The organism is Paraburkholderia sp. RHO2 (assembly GCF_050955445.1).
Lineage (GTDB): Bacteria > Actinomycetota > Actinomycetes > Mycobacteriales > Mycobacteriaceae > Prescottella > Prescottella agglutinans_A.
The window spans coordinates 882,960-899,821 of sequence record NZ_CP162617.1 but is presented as its reverse complement, the minus strand read 5'-3'; the positions used below and the strand labels follow the sequence as shown (position 1 = coordinate 899,821).

The following is a 16,862-nucleotide window of genomic DNA, read 5'->3' as shown; positions in this document are numbered from 1 at the left end:
GAGGGCGAACCGGTCGACGCACGATGATGCCGACGTGCTCGGCGAGTGCTCGGTAACGGAGCAGCGGTGGATTCTTCTCGCTCGAACGTGCCGACCGCGCCACCGGGTCCGGGGTGGTGAAATGACGCCTACCGCGTCCAGGGCCACTCGGTGGCCGCTCATCCATCCTGCCAGAGCAACTCGAAGCGCGCCAACCTACCGAAGTGCCCCGTGCCAACGACGCCCGACGTGGCTAACCTGGAGGCGACTGCGGCGACGAGCCTCCGGAGAGACCTGAAGCCCATGAGCGAACGACGATTGGCCCATGTGTTCGAGGAACTGGCGGACGCCCTCGTACCCGGCTTCGACACCGTCGACTTTCTACGCACCCTGACCAATCGAACCGTGGAACTGGTTGGGATCGACGCCGCCGGCATCCTGCTGGCCGACGAACACGGGCACCTCGCTTCGGTCGCGTCCACCACCGAGCCGGTGCACAACCTCGAACAGTTGGAGATGACGAACGCGCGTGGCCCCTGCTACGACTCTTTCACCACGGGGCGTCCGATCGTCAACCTCGGCCGCGACGCGGCCTCGGCGCGCTGGCCACGGTTTCAGCACCTGTCCGGAGAGATCGGCTTCGGGGCCGTCCATGCCGTTCCGTTGCAGCTGGCAACCCAGGTGATCGGGTCGCTGAACATGTTCTGCGTCGCCCCCGGCAGTCTCCCGGCGGAGGACATCGACACGAGCCGGGCGCTGGCACGGATCGCCACCATCGGTCTGCTGCACGAGCGCGCCGCGCGCATCGCGCAGGAAGAGGCCGCTCAACTGCGACAGGCGCTGACCAGCCGGATCATCATCGAGCAAGCCAAGGGAATGCTCGCCGAATCTGCCGGATGCACCCCGGCCGTGGCATTCGAAGCCCTCCGCCATTACGCCCGAACCCATGGACGACCGCTCCACGACGTTGCCGCCGAAGTCGTCGACGGCACCCTGACTCCGCCGATGTCCGACTGAGCCGCGCGCGGTCGAGGCGCCGACCGCAACGGTCCGCGCCTCGACCGGAAACCCGTTGTTACAGAATGGAACCGGGAGTGTAGCGGGCAGCGTCGGGGTTGGCGTCGACGAGCTTCTGGACCTCGGCGACCACGGAGTCGACCTGCGCTCCGGCGGCACCGACGAACGCGGTGCGGTCGGCCAGGGCCTCGTCGAGCGCGGCGCGGTCGAGCGGCAGGCGCTCGTCGGCGGCGAGGCGATCGAGCAGATCGGGCTCCTTGCCCTCCTCGCGCATCGCGAGTGCGACGGCGACAGCGTGCTCCTTGATGGCCTCGTGCGCCGTCTCGCGACCGACGCCGGCACGCACCGCGGCCATGAGGACCTTGGTGGTGGCGAGGAACGGAAGGTAGCGGTTCAGCTCGTTCTCGATGACGGCCGGGTAGGCGCCGAACTCGGCGAGCACCGTCAGGAAGGTCTCCATCTGGCCGTCGATCGCGAAGAATGCGTCCGGCAGCGCGACGCGGCGGACGACGGAGCAGAACACGTCGCCCTCGTTCCACTGCGCGCCGGCCAGCTCGGCGGCCATCGACGCGTAGCCGCGCAGCACCACCTGCAGGCCGTTGACGCGCTCGCACGAGCGGGTGTTCATCTTGTGCGGCATCGCCGACGAGCCCACCTGGCCGGGCTGGAAGCCCTCGGTGACCAGCTCGTGGCCCGCCATCAGGCGGATGGTGTGCGCCATCGACGACGACGCGGCACCGACCTGGACCAGCGCTGAGAGCACGTCGTGGTCGAGCGAGCGCGGGTACACCTGGCCGACGCTGGTGAACACGTGCGCGAAGCCGAGGTGCTCGGCGACCTTGGACTCGAGCTGCTCGAGCTTGGCGGCGTCGCCGTCGAGCAGGTCCAGCATGTCCTGAGCCGTGCCCATCGGGCCCTTGATGCCGCGCAGCGGGTAGCGGTCGATGAGCTCACGCACGCGGGTGAGTCCCACCAGCATCTCGTCGGCGGCGGACGCGAAGCGCTTGCCGAGGGTGGTGGCCTGTGCGGCGACGTTGTGGGAGCGGCCGGCCATCACGATGCCGGTGTACTCGGCGGCCCGCTCGCCCAGGCGGGCAGCGATCGCGATGCCGTGGTCGTAGACGTGCTCGAGCGAGCGGAGCACCTGCAGCTGCTCGACGTTCTCGGTGAGGTCGCGGCTGGTCATGCCCTTGTGGACGTGCTCGTGGCCGGCGAGGGCGTTGAACTCCTCGATCCGGGCCTTCACGTCGTGACGGGTGACCCGCTCCCGCTCGGCGATCGAGTCGAGGTCCACCTGGTGCAGCACGCGCTCGTAGTCGGCGACGGCCTCCTTGGGAACGTCTATCCCGAGCTCTGCCTGCGCCTGCAGCACCGCCAGCCACAGCTGGCGCTCGAGCACGATCTTGTGCTCCGGCGACCACAGCTCCTTCAGTTCGGGGCTGGCGTAACGGTTGGCAAGGACATTCGGGATGCGGCTCACGAGATCCCAGTTTACGGCCGGACCTGGACGCCCTCGTCAGCGCATAGTCGGCGGCGCCAGGTCGTCGATCAGGTCGAGCAGCATCGCCCGGGCCATGGCCCGCGGATCGGGGTCGACCTCGCTGAGTGCCCCCACGACCACGCCGTCGACGACGGCGACCAGCCGGCGCAGCTGCTGCTCCCGCACGGCGCGCCCGGACCGGCGCAGCACCTCGGCGAGCAGGTCGTCGAGCTGCGCCCGCAGCCGCAGCTGGACGTCGCGCAGCTCGGGGTGGCGGGCGGAGGCGACGAACCGCTCGTACCGCGCGATGAGCCGTTCGCGGCCGCCGTCGCCCGCGTCGTCCGGTCCCACCAGCAGGTCCACGATCAGGTCGACCGTGGCCTCGACGCCGCGACGGCGCTGGGTGACGTCGTCGATGCGGTCACGCATCGCGTCGAGTTCGCGATTGCCGTTGTGCTCGACGGCCAACGCCACCAACTCGTCGAGCGAACTGAAGTAGTACGTGGTGGATGCGAGCGGAAGACCCGCTCGCGATGCCACGGCACGGTGCCGGACCGCGTCGAAACCACCCTCGAGCAGCAGATCCGCCGCGGCGGTGACCAGCGCCTGCCGTCGCCTCTCGCCCTTGGGGGTCGCGGCGGAAGTCATCCCCTCATCGTGCCAGCCGGATCCCCCGGGTCAGGGCGGATTCGGCGAAGAGTGCGAAACCGCCCTCGTCGGCAGCGGTCCGACTAACGACCGACTAGTGGGGCAGCCAGCGCTCCAGGCGGACGAGGGCGTCCTGGATCTCGGCCGTCGAACCGGCGAACGACAGCCGCACGGTGTGGTCACCGTGCGCGGTGTCGAAGTCGATGCCCGGGGCCAGGGCCAGCCCCGTGTCGGCGAGCAGCCGCGCACACCACGCCGTCGAGTCGTCGGTCAGGTGGGCGATGTCGGCGTACACGTAGAACGCACCGTCGGCGGGCGCCAGCTCGGTGAGCCCCAGCTTCGGCAGGCCCGTGAGGAGCAGCTCCCGGTTCACGGCGTACCGCTGGACGTGGCCGTCGAGTTCGGCGCGGGACTCGTCGCAGAACGCCGCGACGGCCGCGTACTGCGAGATCGCCGGCGGGCACACCGTCATGTTCGACGCGAGCCGCTGCAGCGCCCGGCGCAGGTGCTCGGGCACCAGCATCCAGCCCATCCGCCAGCCGGTCATCGAGAAGTACTTCGACACCGATCCGACGACGACGGCCGAGCGCGAGGTCTCCCACGCGCACGAGGTGACTTGCCCGCGATCGCGATTCTCGGCACCGCCGAGGTCGAACTCGATGCCGTGGTAGATCTCGTCCGAGATCAACAGCGTGTCGTGCTCCTCGCACCAGCGGGCCAGCGCGGCGAGTTCGGCCGGATCGATGACCGTGCCGGTGGGATTGGCGGGGCTCGCGACGATCAGTCCCGCGGGCGGGGTGTCCATGGCGTCGAGCATCGCGACGGTCGGCTGGAAGCGGGTCTCCGGACCGCAGTCGATCTCGACGACGTTGCAGCCCAAGGCCGTCAGCGTGTTCCGATAGGCGGGGTATCCCGGGCGGGCCACGACCACTGTGTCGCCGGCGTCGAACGCGGCCAGGAACAGCAGCGTGAACGCACCCGACGAACCGGTGGTGACGACGACCTCGTCGGCGTGGACCGAGATCCCGGACCGGCGGGCGTGGTAGTCGGCGATGGCCTCGCGCAGCGGTTCGATCCCGAACGTCTCGGTGTAACCGAGCAGGTGGTTGTCGAGCGATTCCCGAGCCGTGCGCAGCACCGGTGCCGGCGCGGGCGTGGACGGCTGACCGGCCGCGAGCGACAACACGTCGCCGTGGGTGCGCTGGCGCTCGTTGGCGGCCTTCCACACATCCATGACGTGGAAGGCGGGGATGGACGATCGCTGGGATTCGGTACGCACGACTTCGACGTTAGCGCGCAGAACACCGCCGCCCGAAACGGGTGCCGCACCACTGCCGCTCCGGAAACGGCGACGCCGCGCCCCCGATCGGGAACGCGGCGTCGCGAAGAACGGAGCGGCAGGTCAGATGGAGATCCGGCCCTCGACCGCGGCCAGACCGATGTCGCTGCGGAAGTGCCCACCGGGCAGCTTGACCTCGGCCAGGCGCGCGTACGCGTCCTCGCGGGCCTCGGTGAGGTCGGCGCCGACACCGACGACGCTCAGGACGCGGCCGCCGGCGGAGACGATGGTGCCGTCCTCGCGGGCGGCGGTGCCGGCGTGCAGGACGCGCTCGGCCTCGGAACCGGTGATGACGTCACCGGTGCGCGGGGTCGCCGGGTAGTTCTCGGCGGCCAGCACGACGGTGACCGCGGCGCCGTCGCGCCACTGCAGCGGCGGGATCGACGCGAGGGTGCCGGTCGCGGCAGCGTTCAGGACCTCACCGAGCGGGCTCTCGAGCAGCGCCAGCACGGCCTGGGTCTCCGGGTCGCCGAAGCGGCAGTTGAACTCGACGACGGCCGGGCCGTTCTTGCCCATCGCGAGACCGGCGTACAGCAGGCCGGTGAACGGGCAGCCCCGCTTCACCATCTCGGCCGCGACCGGCTTGACGACGTCGTCGACGATCTGGGTGACGGCCTCGGCGGGCAGCCACGGCAGCGGCGTGTAGGCGCCCATGCCGCCGGTGTTGGGGCCGGTGTCGCCGTCGCCGACGCGCTTGTGGTCCTGCGCGGGCAGCAGCGGGACCACCGTCTCACCGTCGACCAGGCAGAACAGCGACACCTCGGGGCCGTCGAGGAACGACTCGAGCAGCACGGGGTGCCCGATCTCGAGACACTCGGCGGCGTGGTCGCGCGCGGCGCTGCGATCGGTGGTGACGACGACGCCCTTGCCTGCGGCCAGCCCGTCGTCCTTGACGACCCAGTTGGGGCCGAAGCGGTCGAGGGCGGCGTCGAGGTCCGCCGGGTTGTCGACGACCTCACTGTGCGCGGTGCGGACACCGGCCGCGGCCATGACGTCCTTGGCGAACGCCTTGGAGCCTTCGATGCGGGCGGCCTCGGCGGACGGGCCGAAGCACGCGATCCCGGCCGCGCGGACGGCGTCGGCGACGCCGAGCACCAGCGGAACCTCCGGGCCGATGACGACCAGGTCGGCGGCCTCCGACTTCGCGAGCGCGACGACGGCGTCACCCGACGCGACGTCGACCGCGTGGGTCTCGGCGACGCGGGCGATGCCGGCGTTGCCGGGGGCACACATCAGCTTGTCGACGCCCGGGTCGCGGGCGAGGGCCAACAGGAGGGCATGTTCACGGGCTCCGGAGCCGATCACGAGTACGCGCACAGGTGTCAGCCTACGGCCCGGCGTCGGCGTCCTCGACCACCGCCCGGCAGGGTCCGTCACCGCTGCGCGGTGAGGTCGTAGATCGTGATCCCGTCCACCGTGGTGGCGGTGAAGTTCGCCTGCACCCACTCGGAGATCTGCGATCCGGTGCCCCCGCCGCCACCGCGACCGCCGCCCATGCCACCCGCGATGAAGTAGTGGATCCGCCCGTCCGCGACGTACTGCCGGAACTGTTCGGGGGTCGGCGACGGGTCGCTGCCGTTGAACCCGCCGATCGGCATCACCGGACGCTCGGTCGCGAGCTGGTAGCCGGACGCGGTGTTGGAGCCGATCGCGGCGGCCACCCACGTGAAGTCGTCGGCGCGGGCGCGCAGCAGGGCGGTCAGCTCGTCGCCAGGAGTGCTCGCGGACAGCAACCCACCGCCCGCGCCGCCACCGGGCCCCACGGCCATGGCACCGAAACCGCCGCGGCGGTCCGGCGTGGGCAGCGGCATCCCGTTCGGCGGTGCCCCCGCGTCGCGCATGCCTCCGGGACCTCGGAACCCTCCAGGGCCCATCTCGTCGTCCACGCGCGGCCCGGCCGACGGGATCGAACCGGTGTGCGGCGTCGCGATCGTGTCGGCCGCGTACGCCGTGGGCCCCGCGAGGCCGGTGAACAGCACCGTGGCGATCAGCGCGACGGCGCCGCACCGGCGCACCGACGCCGAAGCGAGCATCGCGACCGCGGCAAGTGCGCCCACCACGACGACCGCCCACCGCAGCCACGGCACGAAATCGGAACTGCGCCCGAGCAGCATCCACGCCGTCAGCGCCGTGACTGCGACGGTCGCGGCCGCGACGATCCGCACACCCAGCTGTTCGCGGCGCCGCCACAGGATCACCGCACCCGCACCGACGAGCGCCGCGACGGCGGGCGCCAGCGCCACTGTGTAGTACGCGTGGAAGATGCCGGCCATGAAGCTGAACACCAGGCCGGTGACGACCAGCCACGATGCCCACACCACGAACGACGCGCGTCGCAGATCGGTTCGAATGGAGCGCCCGCACAGCACGATCCCGGTGACCGCCAGGATCAGCGCGGCCGGCAGCAGCCAGGAGATCTGACCGCCCTGCGCGGGCTCGAGCAGTCGAGTGATCCCGGTGCTGCCCCACATCCCGCCACCCGGGAAGCCGCCCGCTGCGCCTCCCCCGTCCGGCACGACACTTCCCCGCTCGTCGCCGCTGAGCCGACCGAAACCGTTGTAGCCCAAAGTCAGTTCGAGAATCGAGTTGTCCTGCGAACCGCCGATCCAGGGCCGCGAATCGGCCGGCCACAGCTCGACGGTGAGCAGCCACCACCCGGCGGAGACGATCAGCGCGCCGAGGGCCGCGAACAACTGCAGGATCCTCTTACCCAGCTTGGGCGGCCCGGCGAGCAGGTAGGTCAGCGCCAGCGGCGGCACCACCAGCATCACCTGCAACTGCTTGGTGAGGAAGCCGAGTCCGACGAAGACGCCGGTCAGCACCATCCACCGGGTCCGCCCGTCCTCGACACCGCGCAGCGTGGCCCACACGGCCGCGATCATCAGCAGCACCAGCAGCGCGTCCGGATTGTCGAACCGGAACATCAGCACCGCGACGGGTGTGAGAGCGAGAACCACGCCCGCGAGCAGTCCGGCGGCGGCGCCGAAGTACCTCCGCACGGTGGCCCACAGCAAGGCGACCGACGCCACCCCGATCAGCACCTGCGGAACCAGGATGCTCCACGAGTTCAGCCCGAACACACGCACCGACAGCGCCATCACCCACAGCGACCCCGGCGGCTTGTCCACGGTGATCGAGTTGCCGGCGTCGGACGAACCGAAGAAGAACGCCTTCCATGACACCGAACCCGCCTGCACCGCAGCCGAATAGAAGGCGTTGGACCAGCCCGACGCGCCGAGGTTCCACAGGTACGCGGCGGCGGTCCCGACGAGCAGCGCGGCCAACGCCCAGTATTCGCCTCGCCGAGACGGCGTGACGGTCGGCGGCGACGTCTCCACGCGCCGATCGATGCTGAGGCTCACCGGGTAGCTCCTTCCGTGGCGCCGCGCCGGAACACCCAGCGCAGACCGATGAAACGGGTCAGTGTGGCAACAAAATTCGCCCCGACGAGGAACGCCAGCTCGAGGTGCGGGGATGTGCCGGGCGCGAAGCGGTGCAGCGCCGCGAGCGACCCACTGGTGAGGGCGAGGCCGAACGCGAACACCAGCAGCCCCTGCAACTGGTGCCGCGCCGCGTCTCGGCGGCCGCGGACACCGAAGGTGAACGCCCGATTGGCCGCGGTGTTCCCGATCGCGGTCAGCAGCAGCGCGACGGCGTTGGCCCCCTGCGCCCCCAGACCGCCCTGCAGCGTGAGGTAGAGCAGCGCGTACGCGACGGTGCTGGCGATGCCGACGACGGCGAACCGCACCAGCTGCCGCAGCATCGCGGGCGCCGACCCCGGCGCCGGTGCGCCGCGGCCGAGGCTCTCGCGGAGCGACGCGAGCGGCAGGGCGCCGGTCGCCAGCGCCCGCCCCACTCGCGCGACACCCTGGAGGTCGGCGAGGGCGGTCGCGACGATGTCGACCCGGCTGTCCGGATCGTCGACCCAGTCGACCGGTACCTCGTGGATCCGCATCCCGGTGCGCTCGGCGAGCACCAGCAGTTCGGTGTCGAAGAACCAGCCTCCGTCCTCGACCAGCGGCAGCAGCGCCCGCGCGACATCGGCGCGCACCGCCTTGAACCCGCACTGGGCGTCGGAGAAATGCGCGTGCAGCGTCCCCCGCAGGATCAGGTTGTAACTGCGGGAGATGAATTCACGCTTCGGGCCGCGCACCACGCGGGACGAGCGCGCCAGCCGGGACCCGATCGCGAGATCCGAATGCCCCGACAGCAGCGGGGCGACCAGCGGCATCAGCGCCTCGAGCCCCGTGGACAGGTCGACGTCCATGTAGACCAGCACCCGCGCGTCGGAGCGACTCCACGCCGCCCGCAGGGCCCGGCCCCGCCCCTTCTCGTCGAGGTGCAGGACCCGGACGTCGTCGAACTCGTCGGCGAGCGCCCGCGCAATGTCGAGGGTGCGATCGGTGCTGGCGTTGTCGGCGATCGTGATTCGGGCGGTGTATGGGACGTCGACGGACAGATAGCTCCGCAGGCGCCGCACGCACGCCGCGAGTGCCGCCTGCTCGTTGTACACGGGCACGACGATGTCGAGGGCAGGTGCAGCGGTCACTGTCTCGGGCCGCGGCACGTCAACCGAGGGCGGGGATCCGGTCGTCATGCACCCCAGCGTGTGGGGCCCGGCTTCGAGCCGGCTGCGGTCCCGCTGTGAGGTTGCTGTCAGAGTTCTCGACCATCACCGGAATCGTCCGGAGACGGCGGGAAGAGTTCGCGGTCGCACTCTTTCGCGGTCAGAACGGCGCGACGACACCCGCGATCGGGATGCGGCCGGCGACGGCGACGCGGAAGTCGACCATCGCTCGTTGCAGGTGGTCGGGGCTGGTCACGACGACGGCACCGCTCGCACCCCGCTGTGCGAGGATCGCGTTCGTGTTCCGGGCGTTCTCGACCGTCGACCGCGACGTGTTCTCCTCGGTGATGCGGAACGGCGGGATTCCGTTGGCGACGAGCCACTCTCGCATCGCCTGCGCCTCGGTGACGCCGGACTGAGGCACGCCACCGGTCACGATGATCGGTGCGACCGGAAAGCGCTGCGCCAGTTGGAGAGCCGCCTGCAGTCGGGAGACCAGGAGCGGTCGCATCGTCCCGTCCGGGTACAGGCCCGCCCCGAGCACGACAATGTTGGTGGTGAACGGGCTGAGGGCCAGCATCACGGGAACCTGCGTGGTCAGCGTCTCCAGCCGGGTGCAGCTCACGATCCGGTCCCGGTCCGGGGTCTGGCATCCCCCGACCACGGAGAGCGCGCCGTTGACCAGGGTGGTCGGCGAGAGCGCATCGACTATGTCGAGCGAGGATTCGGCACTGGCCTGACCGGGGATCGCCAATCCGACTGCGGCGGCGGCGAGGACTGTCGAAAAGAGAATCCGTCGGGGCAACGAAAACAAGGACATGCAACTCCCCCTCGAAGTAACGGTCCCCCGACCGAATGCTGCGATCGCCCATCAGTGTGGACCAACGAGCCTGATCTCGCGGCGCGTTCCGCGATATTCCACGGTCACGACGCTTCCGCCGCGTGCGAACCCGGGCGGAGTACCGGCCACCGCGCGAGGCACCTATCCTCGCGGTATGCCTTCAGTGTTCAGCGCCATCATCGCCGGAGACCTGCCCGGACGTTTCGTGTGGGAGGACGAGGACGTCGTCGCGTTCCTCACCATCGCCCCCGTGACCCAGGGTCACACGCTCGTCGTCCCCCGCAAGGAGGTCGATCAGTGGCAGGACGTCGACGACGAACTGTTCGACAAGTGCACCACCGTCTCCCGCAAGATCGCCCGGGCCGTGCGCAAGGCGTTCGACGCGCCGCGCGCCGGATTCCTGATCGCCGGCCTCGAGGTGCCGCACCTGCACATGCACGTGTTCCCCGCGTACACCATGGGCAACTTCGACATCAGCGGCGCCGACCCCAACCCCTCGGCTGAGTCCCTCGACGAGGCCGCCGCCAAGATCAAGGCCGCGCTGCGCGAACTCGGCAACGACCAGTTCGTTCCCGCCTGATCGACCTCACCCCCGCGGCAGTCGCACCCGGAAGGTTGCCCCCCGACCGGGTGCGCTGTCGACGGTGACGGCGCCACCGTGCGCCGCGACGATGGCCGCGACGATCGACAGGCCCAGTCCGCTGCCCCCGCTCGCCCGGGTCCGCGATTCGTCGGCTCGGTAGAACCGCTCGAAGACCCGCGTCGCATCCGCGTCGCTCAGCCCGGGCCCGGTGTCGGACACCTCGAGGACCGCGTCCTCTCCCGCGGTTCCTACGCGCACCGTGACCGACGCCGCGTCCGGGGTGTGCTCGAGTGCATTTCCGATCAGGTTCCCGACCACCTGCCGCAGCCGCGCGTCGTCGCCCATCACCTCGGCGGGACCCGAATCAGGTAGGAATTCCAGCGTCATTCGACGCTGTGGCGCGATGGCGCGCGCGTCGTGGACCGCGTCTGCGGCCACCGTGAGCAGATCCACGGGATGACGCTCGAAGGGACGCTGCGCGTCCACGCGGGCGAGCATCAGCAGGTCCTCCACCAGCAGACCCATTCGGGTGGCCTGGTTCTCGATTCGGCTCATCACCATCTCGGGGTCCGTCGAGGCGCCCTGTCGATACAGCTCGGCGAAGCCGCGAATCGTCGCGAGCGGCGTGCGCAGTTCGTGGCTGGCGTCGGCGACGAACCGGCGCATCCGTTCCTCCGACCGGCGCGCCGACTCCTCCGACGCGGCGGTGGCGGCGAAGGCCGACTGGATCTGTGCGAGCATGCCGTTCAGCGCCGACGACAGCCTGCCCACCTCGGTCCGCTGGTCCCATACGGGCACGCGCCGATGCAGATCGCCGGACGCGATCCCGGCCGCGGTCTCCTCGACCTCACGCAACGGTCGCAGGCTGCGCCGAACCACGAAGTGGGCCCCGAAACCGAGGACGACGAGGACCGCCGCACCGATCGCCACCTGCAGCACCACGAGTCGGTCCACCGTCTCGTCTATGTCGGTGAGCTTCATCGCCACGGTCGTCGTGCCCGCGGCACTGGTCACCGACATCTCCCGCCACCGGATGTCACCACCGCCGGCCGAAGCCACCGTGACCGGACCCGGATCGGCGACGAGTTCCGGTGTGGCGTTGGTGCTTTCGTCGTTGACTTCCATCCGGACCGTGCCGTCCGGTTCGGTGATTCGAACGAAGAACGGACTGGGCGGACGATTGGGGCCCGGCTCGGCCAGCGGCGGGCCGACCCGCGGGTCCCGCGGTTTCGCCCACCCGTGGGCGGCGTCGGACAACTGTCGATCGGTGCGATCCAGCAGTGAACGCTCCATCGCCGAGGTCACCGCAATCCCGGACGCCAGCAGCCCGGCCGCGGCCAGCAGCAGCAGCGCCGCGACAAGCGTGATCCGCAGCGGCAACGCACGCAGGCGCCTCATCGTCGCCACCTACCGGGGTTCGCGCATCACGTAGCCCACGCCCCGTAATGTGTGGATCAGGCGCGGCTCGGTGGTGTCGATCTTGCGACGCAGGTACGAGACGTACGACTCGACCACGCCGACCTCGCCGCCGAAGTCGTAGCTCCACACGTGGTCGAGGATCCGCGGCTTGCTCAGCACGGTACCGGCGTTCACCATGAAGTACCGCAGCAACGTGAACTCGGTGGGCGACAACGGCACCAACTCGCCCGTCTTCCACACCTCACGGGTGTCGTCGTCGAGTTCGATGTCCGCGAACCGGATTCGCGACGACTGCGTGTCCCGACCCCCGTGGCCGGCCCGGCGCAGGATGACCCGCAGCCGCGCGACCACCTCCTCGAGGCTGAACGGCTTGGTGACGTAGTCGTCGGCGCCGATCGTCAGTCCGGTCACCTTGTCCTCCAGCGCATCCCGCGCCGTGAGGAACAGCACCGGCGCATCGCTACCGTCGGCTCGCAGCCGCCGCAGCATCCCGAATCCGTCCATGCCCGGCATCATGACGTCGACGATCAGCGCGTCCGGCCGGAAGGTCCGTGCCCGGTCGAGTCCCTCCGCACCGTTCGTCGCGGACTCCACCTCGAACCCCTGGAAGCGGAGGCTGACCGAGAGCAGTTCGACCAGCGTCGGCTCGTCGTCGACGATCAGCACCCGGACCTGCGGCGTTTCGTTCACACCATCAGAGTCTTCCAGCGAACTGGAGACAGGCTGGGCATTCGCTGGGAAGTTCCTGTGAATGCCCTGCCGCCCCAAAGGTGCTCTCCGCCGGCCGGTCGCCGAGGAGGTGGGGCGGGTCGTCGGGGGGTGGCCTTCGCCACGCGGCCGGCACAGCCGCGAGAGATTTCGGTACCCTGGTACCAGTCAATTGACATCCGGACGAGCACACCGTACCCGGCCAGCGACAAGACGGTGTTTGGAGAGTTGAAACACCATGGCTTGGATCGTGCTCGTGATTTCCGGCGTCCTGGAGGCCGTGTGGGCCACCGCCCTCGGCAAGTCGGAGGGCTTCACCCGACTCGGACCCTCGATCGTCTTCGGCATCGGCATCGTGCTCAGCATGGCCGGTCTCGCGTACGCGATGCGCACCCTTCCGATCGGTACGTCGTACGCGGTGTGGGTCGGCATCGGCGCGGCACTGACCGTCAGCTACGCGATGGTCACCGGCACCGAGAGCGCGTCGCTCGTGAAGATCCTGCTGATCCTCGGCATCGTCGGCTGCGTGATCGGACTCAAGGCGCTGCACTGACCTGACCGCCGCCCCCACGGACCGAACATCCTGTTTGACTGTGTGGCGAGGGTTACAGTTACCGGATGAACCTGGTGTCAGCGATCACCTTTCCGGTCCGGGCCGGGCTCGCCATCGCGGATTCGGCGCTCGAGGTTGCCGAGACCGCGCTCGCGACGACACGGATGGCGCTGACCAGCCCGACGCTGACCGGCGTCAGCGCCGCGACACTCGCCAACCCACGCGGACCGCTGCAACTGGTCCAGCAGATCGCGGCGCTCGCGGCCGACGAACGCCCGCTCGGCCAGGCGCTGCGTCCCGGCGGCCCCCTCGACCGACTGCTGGCGCCGGGTGGCGTCGTCGACCGTCTCACCTCCGACGGGGGCACCCTCGAGCGGCTGTTCGAACCCGGCGGACCTCTCGACCGGGTGCTCGCGCCGGGTGGTCCCCTCGACCGGGTGCTCGCCGAGGACGGACCACTGGACCGGATCCTGTCCGAGGACGGACCGCTCGAACGACTACTCGCGCCGGGCGGCCTCCTCGATCGCCTCACTGCCGAGGACGGGCCGCTCGAGCGACTCACCGCCGAGGACGGCGCCGTGGAGCGGCTGACGAAGAGGGACGGCATCGTCGACAAGGCGCTCGCCGAGAACGGCATCCTCGAAACGCTGCTCGCGGAGGACGGCGCGTTCGAGCGACTCATCGCCCAAGGAGGCCCGCTCGATCAGATCGTCGCGCTGTCCGAGACGCTGACGGCGCTGGCGCCGAACCTGCAGCGGATGAGCGCGAGCATCGATCTGCTGCAGGACACCGTCGGCGTGCTCAGCGCGGCCGTCGGACCGCTCGGCGACCTGGCCGGGCGCCTCCCCGGACGCTGGCTCAAGGGCGGGCGCGGCAGCGATCTGCCCCTCGACCCCGCCTGACAATGCACACACCAGGGCCTTCGGTCCCGATCGAACCGGGAATTCGTAACGATTACACCAGTGTTGGGAGGTGTTGATTCCGTTTGTATAACCACTTCCGCGCAGACGCTTCCCCGGGTCCTTCGCGTCGCTAGCCTGGCCCTTGGCTGCGGTTGCTCCGTCCCGGAGACCGCACCGCCGGTTACATCGGTGTCGACGACGCCGGACGGCAACGGACGTACCTGGAAGGCACGGAAGAAGTCGAATGAACCACATCTCGAACAACCGCCAGACCACCGCGAACGGCCTCCGCACCGGAGCGATCAGCACCGAGGAGATCAAGTCCCGCATCGCGGCAATGTTCGGAGACGCCCCCGCCGCCACCCAGGACAAGTGAGGCCTCGCCTCGCCCTTGCCGATTCATTCCCTCGTCTCGTCCCTGGCCGGACGCGCTCGGATGTGCGCGCGTTCCCCCTGGCGGCCGAAGAGGCCGAGGAACTCGACCGGTTCGGCGCCGGCGGCACCGAACCAGTGCGGTAGCCGGGTGTCGAACTCGGCGGCCTCGCCGGGCTCCAGCACGAGGTCCTGGTCGCCGAGCACCAACCGCAGGCGCCCGTTGAGCACGTAGAGCCATTCGTAACCCTCGTGCACACGCACGTCGGGATCCTGCACCCCCGTCGCACCCGGAAGCACGTGCTTGTACGCCTGGATTCCGCCGGGCCGGCGCGTCAGCGGCACGATCGTCCGGTCGCCGCGCCGGATCGGTCGCATGTGGATCCGAGGATCCCCCGTCGGCGGCGCCCCGACGAGTTCGTCGAGCGGCACCCCGTACGCCCTGGCCAGGGGCAACAACAGTTCGAGATTGGGCTTGCGCTGACCCGATTCGAGCCGCGACAGCGTGCTCACCGAGATCCCGGTGTCCGCGGACAGGTCGGCAAGCGTCACTCCCCGCAGTTGTCGTAGCGCCCGCAGCCGGGGACCGACCGCGTCCAGTATTCGATCCGTGTCCTCTGCCATGCCTCCAGCTTGCCATTTCGGCAAATTTCCTTGCTCACTGTCGCCGACCGACGGCATGGTGGTGTCCCGGACGAGAGCAGGGAGGCCGAAGTGAGCGATCGAATGTCCGACGAATACGACGTGGTGGTGATCGGCGGGGGCGCCGCCGGTGTGGAGGGGGCCCTGATGCTGGCCCGCGCGCGCCGGAGCGTGCTGGTGATCGACGCGGGTGAGCCCCGCAACGCACCGGCCGCCGGGGTGCACGGGTTCCTGACCCGCGACGGCGTCCCGCCCGCCGAACTGGCAAGGCTCGGACGCGACGAGGTCCGCCGTTACGGTGGCCAGATCGTCGCGGGGACCGTGACCGACGCCCGCCGGCTCGACGACGGGTTCGCGGTGTCGATCTCCGGGCGCTCGGCCATCCGCGCGCGCCGTCTCCTCGTGACCACCGGCCTGGTGGACGAGCTGCCGGACGTTCCCGGAATCCGCGAGCGCTGGGGACGCGACGTGCTGCACTGCCCGTACTGCCACGGCTGGGAGATCGGCGACCAGCCGGTCGGCGTGCTCGCCACGGGACCGATGTCGGTGCACCAGGCGCTGATGTTCCGACAGTGGAGCGACGACGTCGTCCTGCTCCGGCACACCGGACCCGAACCGACCGCCGAAGAGCGCGAACAGCTCGAGGCGCGGGGGATCCCCGTCGTCGACGGTGTCGTGGACTCGCTGGTGATCGAGCACGACCGCCTCGCCGGCGTCCGGCTCGCGGACGGCACGGTCGTCAAGCGTCGGGCGCTGGTGGTGGCACCGCGCTTCATGGCCCGTGTCGACGCCCTCGCCTCGCTGGGCCTCGACACCGAACTCGAGCCGATGTCCGGCGGCCAGTTCGTACCGTCCGATTGGTCGGGACTGACCACAGTGCCCGGGGTGTGGGTCGCGGGCAATGTCACCGACATCAAGGCGCAGGTGATGGGGGCCGCCGCGGGGGCCGCGCTGGCCGCCACCGCGCTGAACAACGATCTCATCGCCGAGGACACGAACCGTGCCGTGGCCGAGCTCCGGGCACGGCAGCAGAAGGGAGCCTGAGAATGACCGACATGACCGAGGTGTTCGACGAGGAGTTCTGGGACCAGCGCTACCGCTCGAGCCACCGCCTGTGGAGCGGGAACCCGAATCCGAATCTGGTGGACGAGGTTTCGGATCTGGCGCCGGCGACGGCACTGGACGTCGGCTGCGGCGAGGGCGCCGACGCCATCTGGCTCGCCCGGGGCGGTTGGACGGTGACCGCGATCGACCTGTCCAGCGTCGCGATCGAGCGCGCCGCCGCACACGCGGCCGACGCGGGCGACGGCATCGCCGAGCGGATCACCTGGCAGCACGCGGACCTGCTCGAGTCGAATCCGGACACCACGCGGTACGACCTGGTCACCTCGCAGTACGTGCACCTGCCGTCGGGCCCGCGCGAGGTGCTGTACCGGCGCCTCGCGGACCTCGTGGCCCCCGGTGGCACCCTGCTGATCGTCGGCCACCACCCGTCGGACCTGGACACAAGCATCCCGCGCCCGCCCCGCCCGGAGCTGTTCTTCGTCCCGGAAGATGTTGTGGCGCTGCTCGATCCACGGGAATGGACAGTCGACACGGCCACTGCCGCGTCGCGGACCGTCACGCACGGCGACCACGAGGTCACCATCCACGATTCGGTCGTGCGGGCGCACCGCGCGGGCTGATCCGGTGCCCCGCCGCGGCCCGGCCCGCAGGCGCCGCGAAAACAGGTAGTGCACGGGGACGGAACAGGTAGTTCTGACGGTGCACTCGGGCACCGTACGCGGCAATCTGGAGTAGGTCGGTTCGAAA

Annotated in this window: 17 protein-coding genes and 1 riboswitch; of the genes, 7 read left to right on the top strand and 10 right to left on the bottom strand. The window is 70.1% G+C overall.

From position 1 onward, the window contains the following. The first annotated feature begins 150 nt into the window (after window positions 1-150). Window positions 151-996, top strand: a complete 846-nt coding sequence (locus ABTV10_RS04040) for an ANTAR domain-containing protein (RefSeq protein WP_499032727.1) — start codon at window positions 151-153, stop codon at window positions 994-996. Between the two features lie 58 nt (window positions 997-1,054). On the opposite strand, the gene purB is transcribed toward ABTV10_RS04040, so the two are convergent. From purB to ABTV10_RS04005, 7 genes are all read right to left on the bottom strand, one after another. Continuing rightward, window positions 1,055-2,476, bottom strand: a complete 1,422-nt coding sequence (gene purB / locus ABTV10_RS04035; protein ID WP_499032726.1) for an adenylosuccinate lyase — start codon at window positions 2,474-2,476, stop codon at window positions 1,055-1,057. Between the two features lie 36 nt (window positions 2,477-2,512). After that, on the bottom strand, window positions 2,513-3,124 hold the full coding sequence (locus ABTV10_RS04030) for a TetR/AcrR family transcriptional regulator (protein WP_433610024.1): 612 nt from the start codon (window positions 3,122-3,124) through the stop codon (window positions 2,513-2,515). A 94-nt stretch (window positions 3,125-3,218) separates the two neighbouring features. After that, window positions 3,219-4,403: a pyridoxal phosphate-dependent aminotransferase gene (locus ABTV10_RS04025; protein ID WP_499032725.1), complete on the bottom strand. Its 1,185-nt coding sequence runs from the start codon at window positions 4,401-4,403 to the stop codon at window positions 3,219-3,221. A 123-nt stretch (window positions 4,404-4,526) separates the two neighbouring features. Beyond that, a complete protein-coding gene (gene purD / locus ABTV10_RS04020; protein WP_499032724.1) occupies window positions 4,527-5,780 on the bottom strand; it encodes a phosphoribosylamine--glycine ligase in 1,254 nt (417 codons plus the stop codon). A gap of 56 nt (window positions 5,781-5,836) precedes the next feature. Next, on the bottom strand, window positions 5,837-7,825 hold the full coding sequence (locus tag ABTV10_RS04015) for a glycosyltransferase family 39 protein (protein WP_499032721.1): 1,989 nt from the start codon (window positions 7,823-7,825) through the stop codon (window positions 5,837-5,839). Then, entirely contained in the window at window positions 7,822-9,060 is a 1,239-nt protein-coding gene (locus ABTV10_RS04010) for a bifunctional glycosyltransferase family 2/GtrA family protein (RefSeq protein ID WP_499032720.1), read from the bottom strand. Before ABTV10_RS04010 ends, ABTV10_RS04015 begins: the two co-directional genes overlap by 4 nt. A 130-nt stretch (window positions 9,061-9,190) precedes the next feature. Next, window positions 9,191-9,850: a YdcF family protein gene (locus tag ABTV10_RS04005; protein WP_433610014.1), complete on the bottom strand. Its 660-nt coding sequence runs from the start codon at window positions 9,848-9,850 to the stop codon at window positions 9,191-9,193. A gap of 175 nt (window positions 9,851-10,025) precedes the next feature. On the opposite strand from ABTV10_RS04005, the gene ABTV10_RS04000 reads away from it, so the two are divergent. Continuing rightward, window positions 10,026-10,451, top strand: a complete 426-nt coding sequence (locus ABTV10_RS04000) for an HIT family protein (RefSeq protein WP_499032718.1) — start codon at window positions 10,026-10,028, stop codon at window positions 10,449-10,451. 6 nt (window positions 10,452-10,457) lie between these two features. Here the strand turns inward: ABTV10_RS04000 and ABTV10_RS03995 are convergent, their stop codons facing one another. Further along, complete coding sequence (locus ABTV10_RS03995; RefSeq protein ID WP_499032716.1) at window positions 10,458-11,852, bottom strand: sensor histidine kinase; 1,395 nt, start codon at window positions 11,850-11,852, stop codon at window positions 10,458-10,460. 9 nt (window positions 11,853-11,861) lie between these two features. After that, window positions 11,862-12,563 (bottom strand): response regulator transcription factor, encoded by a 702-nt coding sequence (locus ABTV10_RS03990; RefSeq protein WP_499032714.1) that lies wholly within the window; start codon window positions 12,561-12,563, stop codon window positions 11,862-11,864. A 180-nt stretch (window positions 12,564-12,743) separates the two neighbouring features. Continuing rightward, window positions 12,744-12,804: riboswitch (guanidine-III (ykkC-III) riboswitch) on the top strand. A gap of 15 nt (window positions 12,805-12,819) precedes the next feature. On the opposite strand from ABTV10_RS03990, the gene ABTV10_RS03985 reads away from it, so the two are divergent. From ABTV10_RS03985 to ABTV10_RS03975, 3 genes are all read left to right on the top strand, one after another. Continuing rightward, window positions 12,820-13,134: a DMT family transporter gene (locus ABTV10_RS03985; RefSeq protein ID WP_433610006.1), complete on the top strand. Its 315-nt coding sequence runs from the start codon at window positions 12,820-12,822 to the stop codon at window positions 13,132-13,134. 65 nt (window positions 13,135-13,199) lie between these two features. Beyond that, window positions 13,200-14,036, top strand: coding sequence for a hypothetical protein (locus ABTV10_RS03980; protein ID WP_499032712.1), 837 nt, complete (start codon window positions 13,200-13,202; stop codon window positions 14,034-14,036). Between the two features lie 244 nt (window positions 14,037-14,280). Then, complete coding sequence (locus tag ABTV10_RS03975) at window positions 14,281-14,412, top strand: hypothetical protein (RefSeq protein WP_433610002.1); 132 nt, start codon at window positions 14,281-14,283, stop codon at window positions 14,410-14,412. Window positions 14,413-14,435: 23 nt separating this feature from the next. Here ABTV10_RS03975 and ABTV10_RS03970 read toward each other — a convergent pair whose 3' ends face one another. Further along, window positions 14,436-15,032 carry a helix-turn-helix domain-containing protein gene (locus tag ABTV10_RS03970; RefSeq protein ID WP_499032711.1) on the bottom strand — a complete coding sequence of 199 codons (597 nt, stop codon included), beginning with the start codon at window positions 15,030-15,032 and terminating at the stop codon, window positions 14,436-14,438. Between the two features lie 90 nt (window positions 15,033-15,122). Here ABTV10_RS03970 and ABTV10_RS03965 point away from each other — a divergent pair, with 90 nt between their 5' ends. After that, window positions 15,123-16,094 (top strand): NAD(P)/FAD-dependent oxidoreductase, encoded by a 972-nt coding sequence (locus tag ABTV10_RS03965; protein ID WP_499032710.1) that lies wholly within the window; start codon window positions 15,123-15,125, stop codon window positions 16,092-16,094. Between the two features lie 2 nt (window positions 16,095-16,096). Further along, a complete protein-coding gene (locus tag ABTV10_RS03960; protein WP_499032709.1) occupies window positions 16,097-16,735 on the top strand; it encodes a class I SAM-dependent methyltransferase in 639 nt (212 codons plus the stop codon). The last annotated feature ends 127 nt before the right edge of the window (window positions 16,736-16,862 follow it).

What these genes read in the sequence shown, in the direction of transcription:
- ABTV10_RS04030 (WP_433610024.1), bottom strand. Translation starts at nt 3,124, where the DNA reads ATGACTTCCGCCGCGACCCCCAAGGGCGAGAGGCGACGGCAGGCGCTG.
- ABTV10_RS04005 (WP_433610014.1), bottom strand. Translation starts at nt 9,850, where the DNA reads ATGTCCTTGTTTTCGTTGCCCCGACGGATTCTCTTTTCGACAGTCCTC.
- ABTV10_RS03995 (WP_499032716.1), bottom strand. Translation starts at nt 11,852, where the DNA reads ATGAGGCGCCTGCGTGCGTTGCCGCTGCGGATCACGCTTGTCGCGGCG.
- ABTV10_RS03960 (WP_499032709.1), top strand. Translation starts at nt 16,097, where the DNA reads ATGACCGACATGACCGAGGTGTTCGACGAGGAGTTCTGGGACCAGCGC.
- ABTV10_RS03970 (WP_499032711.1), bottom strand. Translation starts at nt 15,032, where the DNA reads ATGGCAGAGGACACGGATCGAATACTGGACGCGGTCGGTCCCCGGCTG.
- ABTV10_RS03975 (WP_433610002.1), top strand. Translation starts at nt 14,281, where the DNA reads ATGAACCACATCTCGAACAACCGCCAGACCACCGCGAACGGCCTCCGC.
- ABTV10_RS03985 (WP_433610006.1), top strand. Translation starts at nt 12,820, where the DNA reads ATGGCTTGGATCGTGCTCGTGATTTCCGGCGTCCTGGAGGCCGTGTGG.
- ABTV10_RS04000 (WP_499032718.1), top strand. Translation starts at nt 10,026, where the DNA reads ATGCCTTCAGTGTTCAGCGCCATCATCGCCGGAGACCTGCCCGGACGT.
- ABTV10_RS04010 (WP_499032720.1), bottom strand. Translation starts at nt 9,060, where the DNA reads ATGACGACCGGATCCCCGCCCTCGGTTGACGTGCCGCGGCCCGAGACA.
- ABTV10_RS03980 (WP_499032712.1), top strand. Translation starts at nt 13,200, where the DNA reads ATGAACCTGGTGTCAGCGATCACCTTTCCGGTCCGGGCCGGGCTCGCC.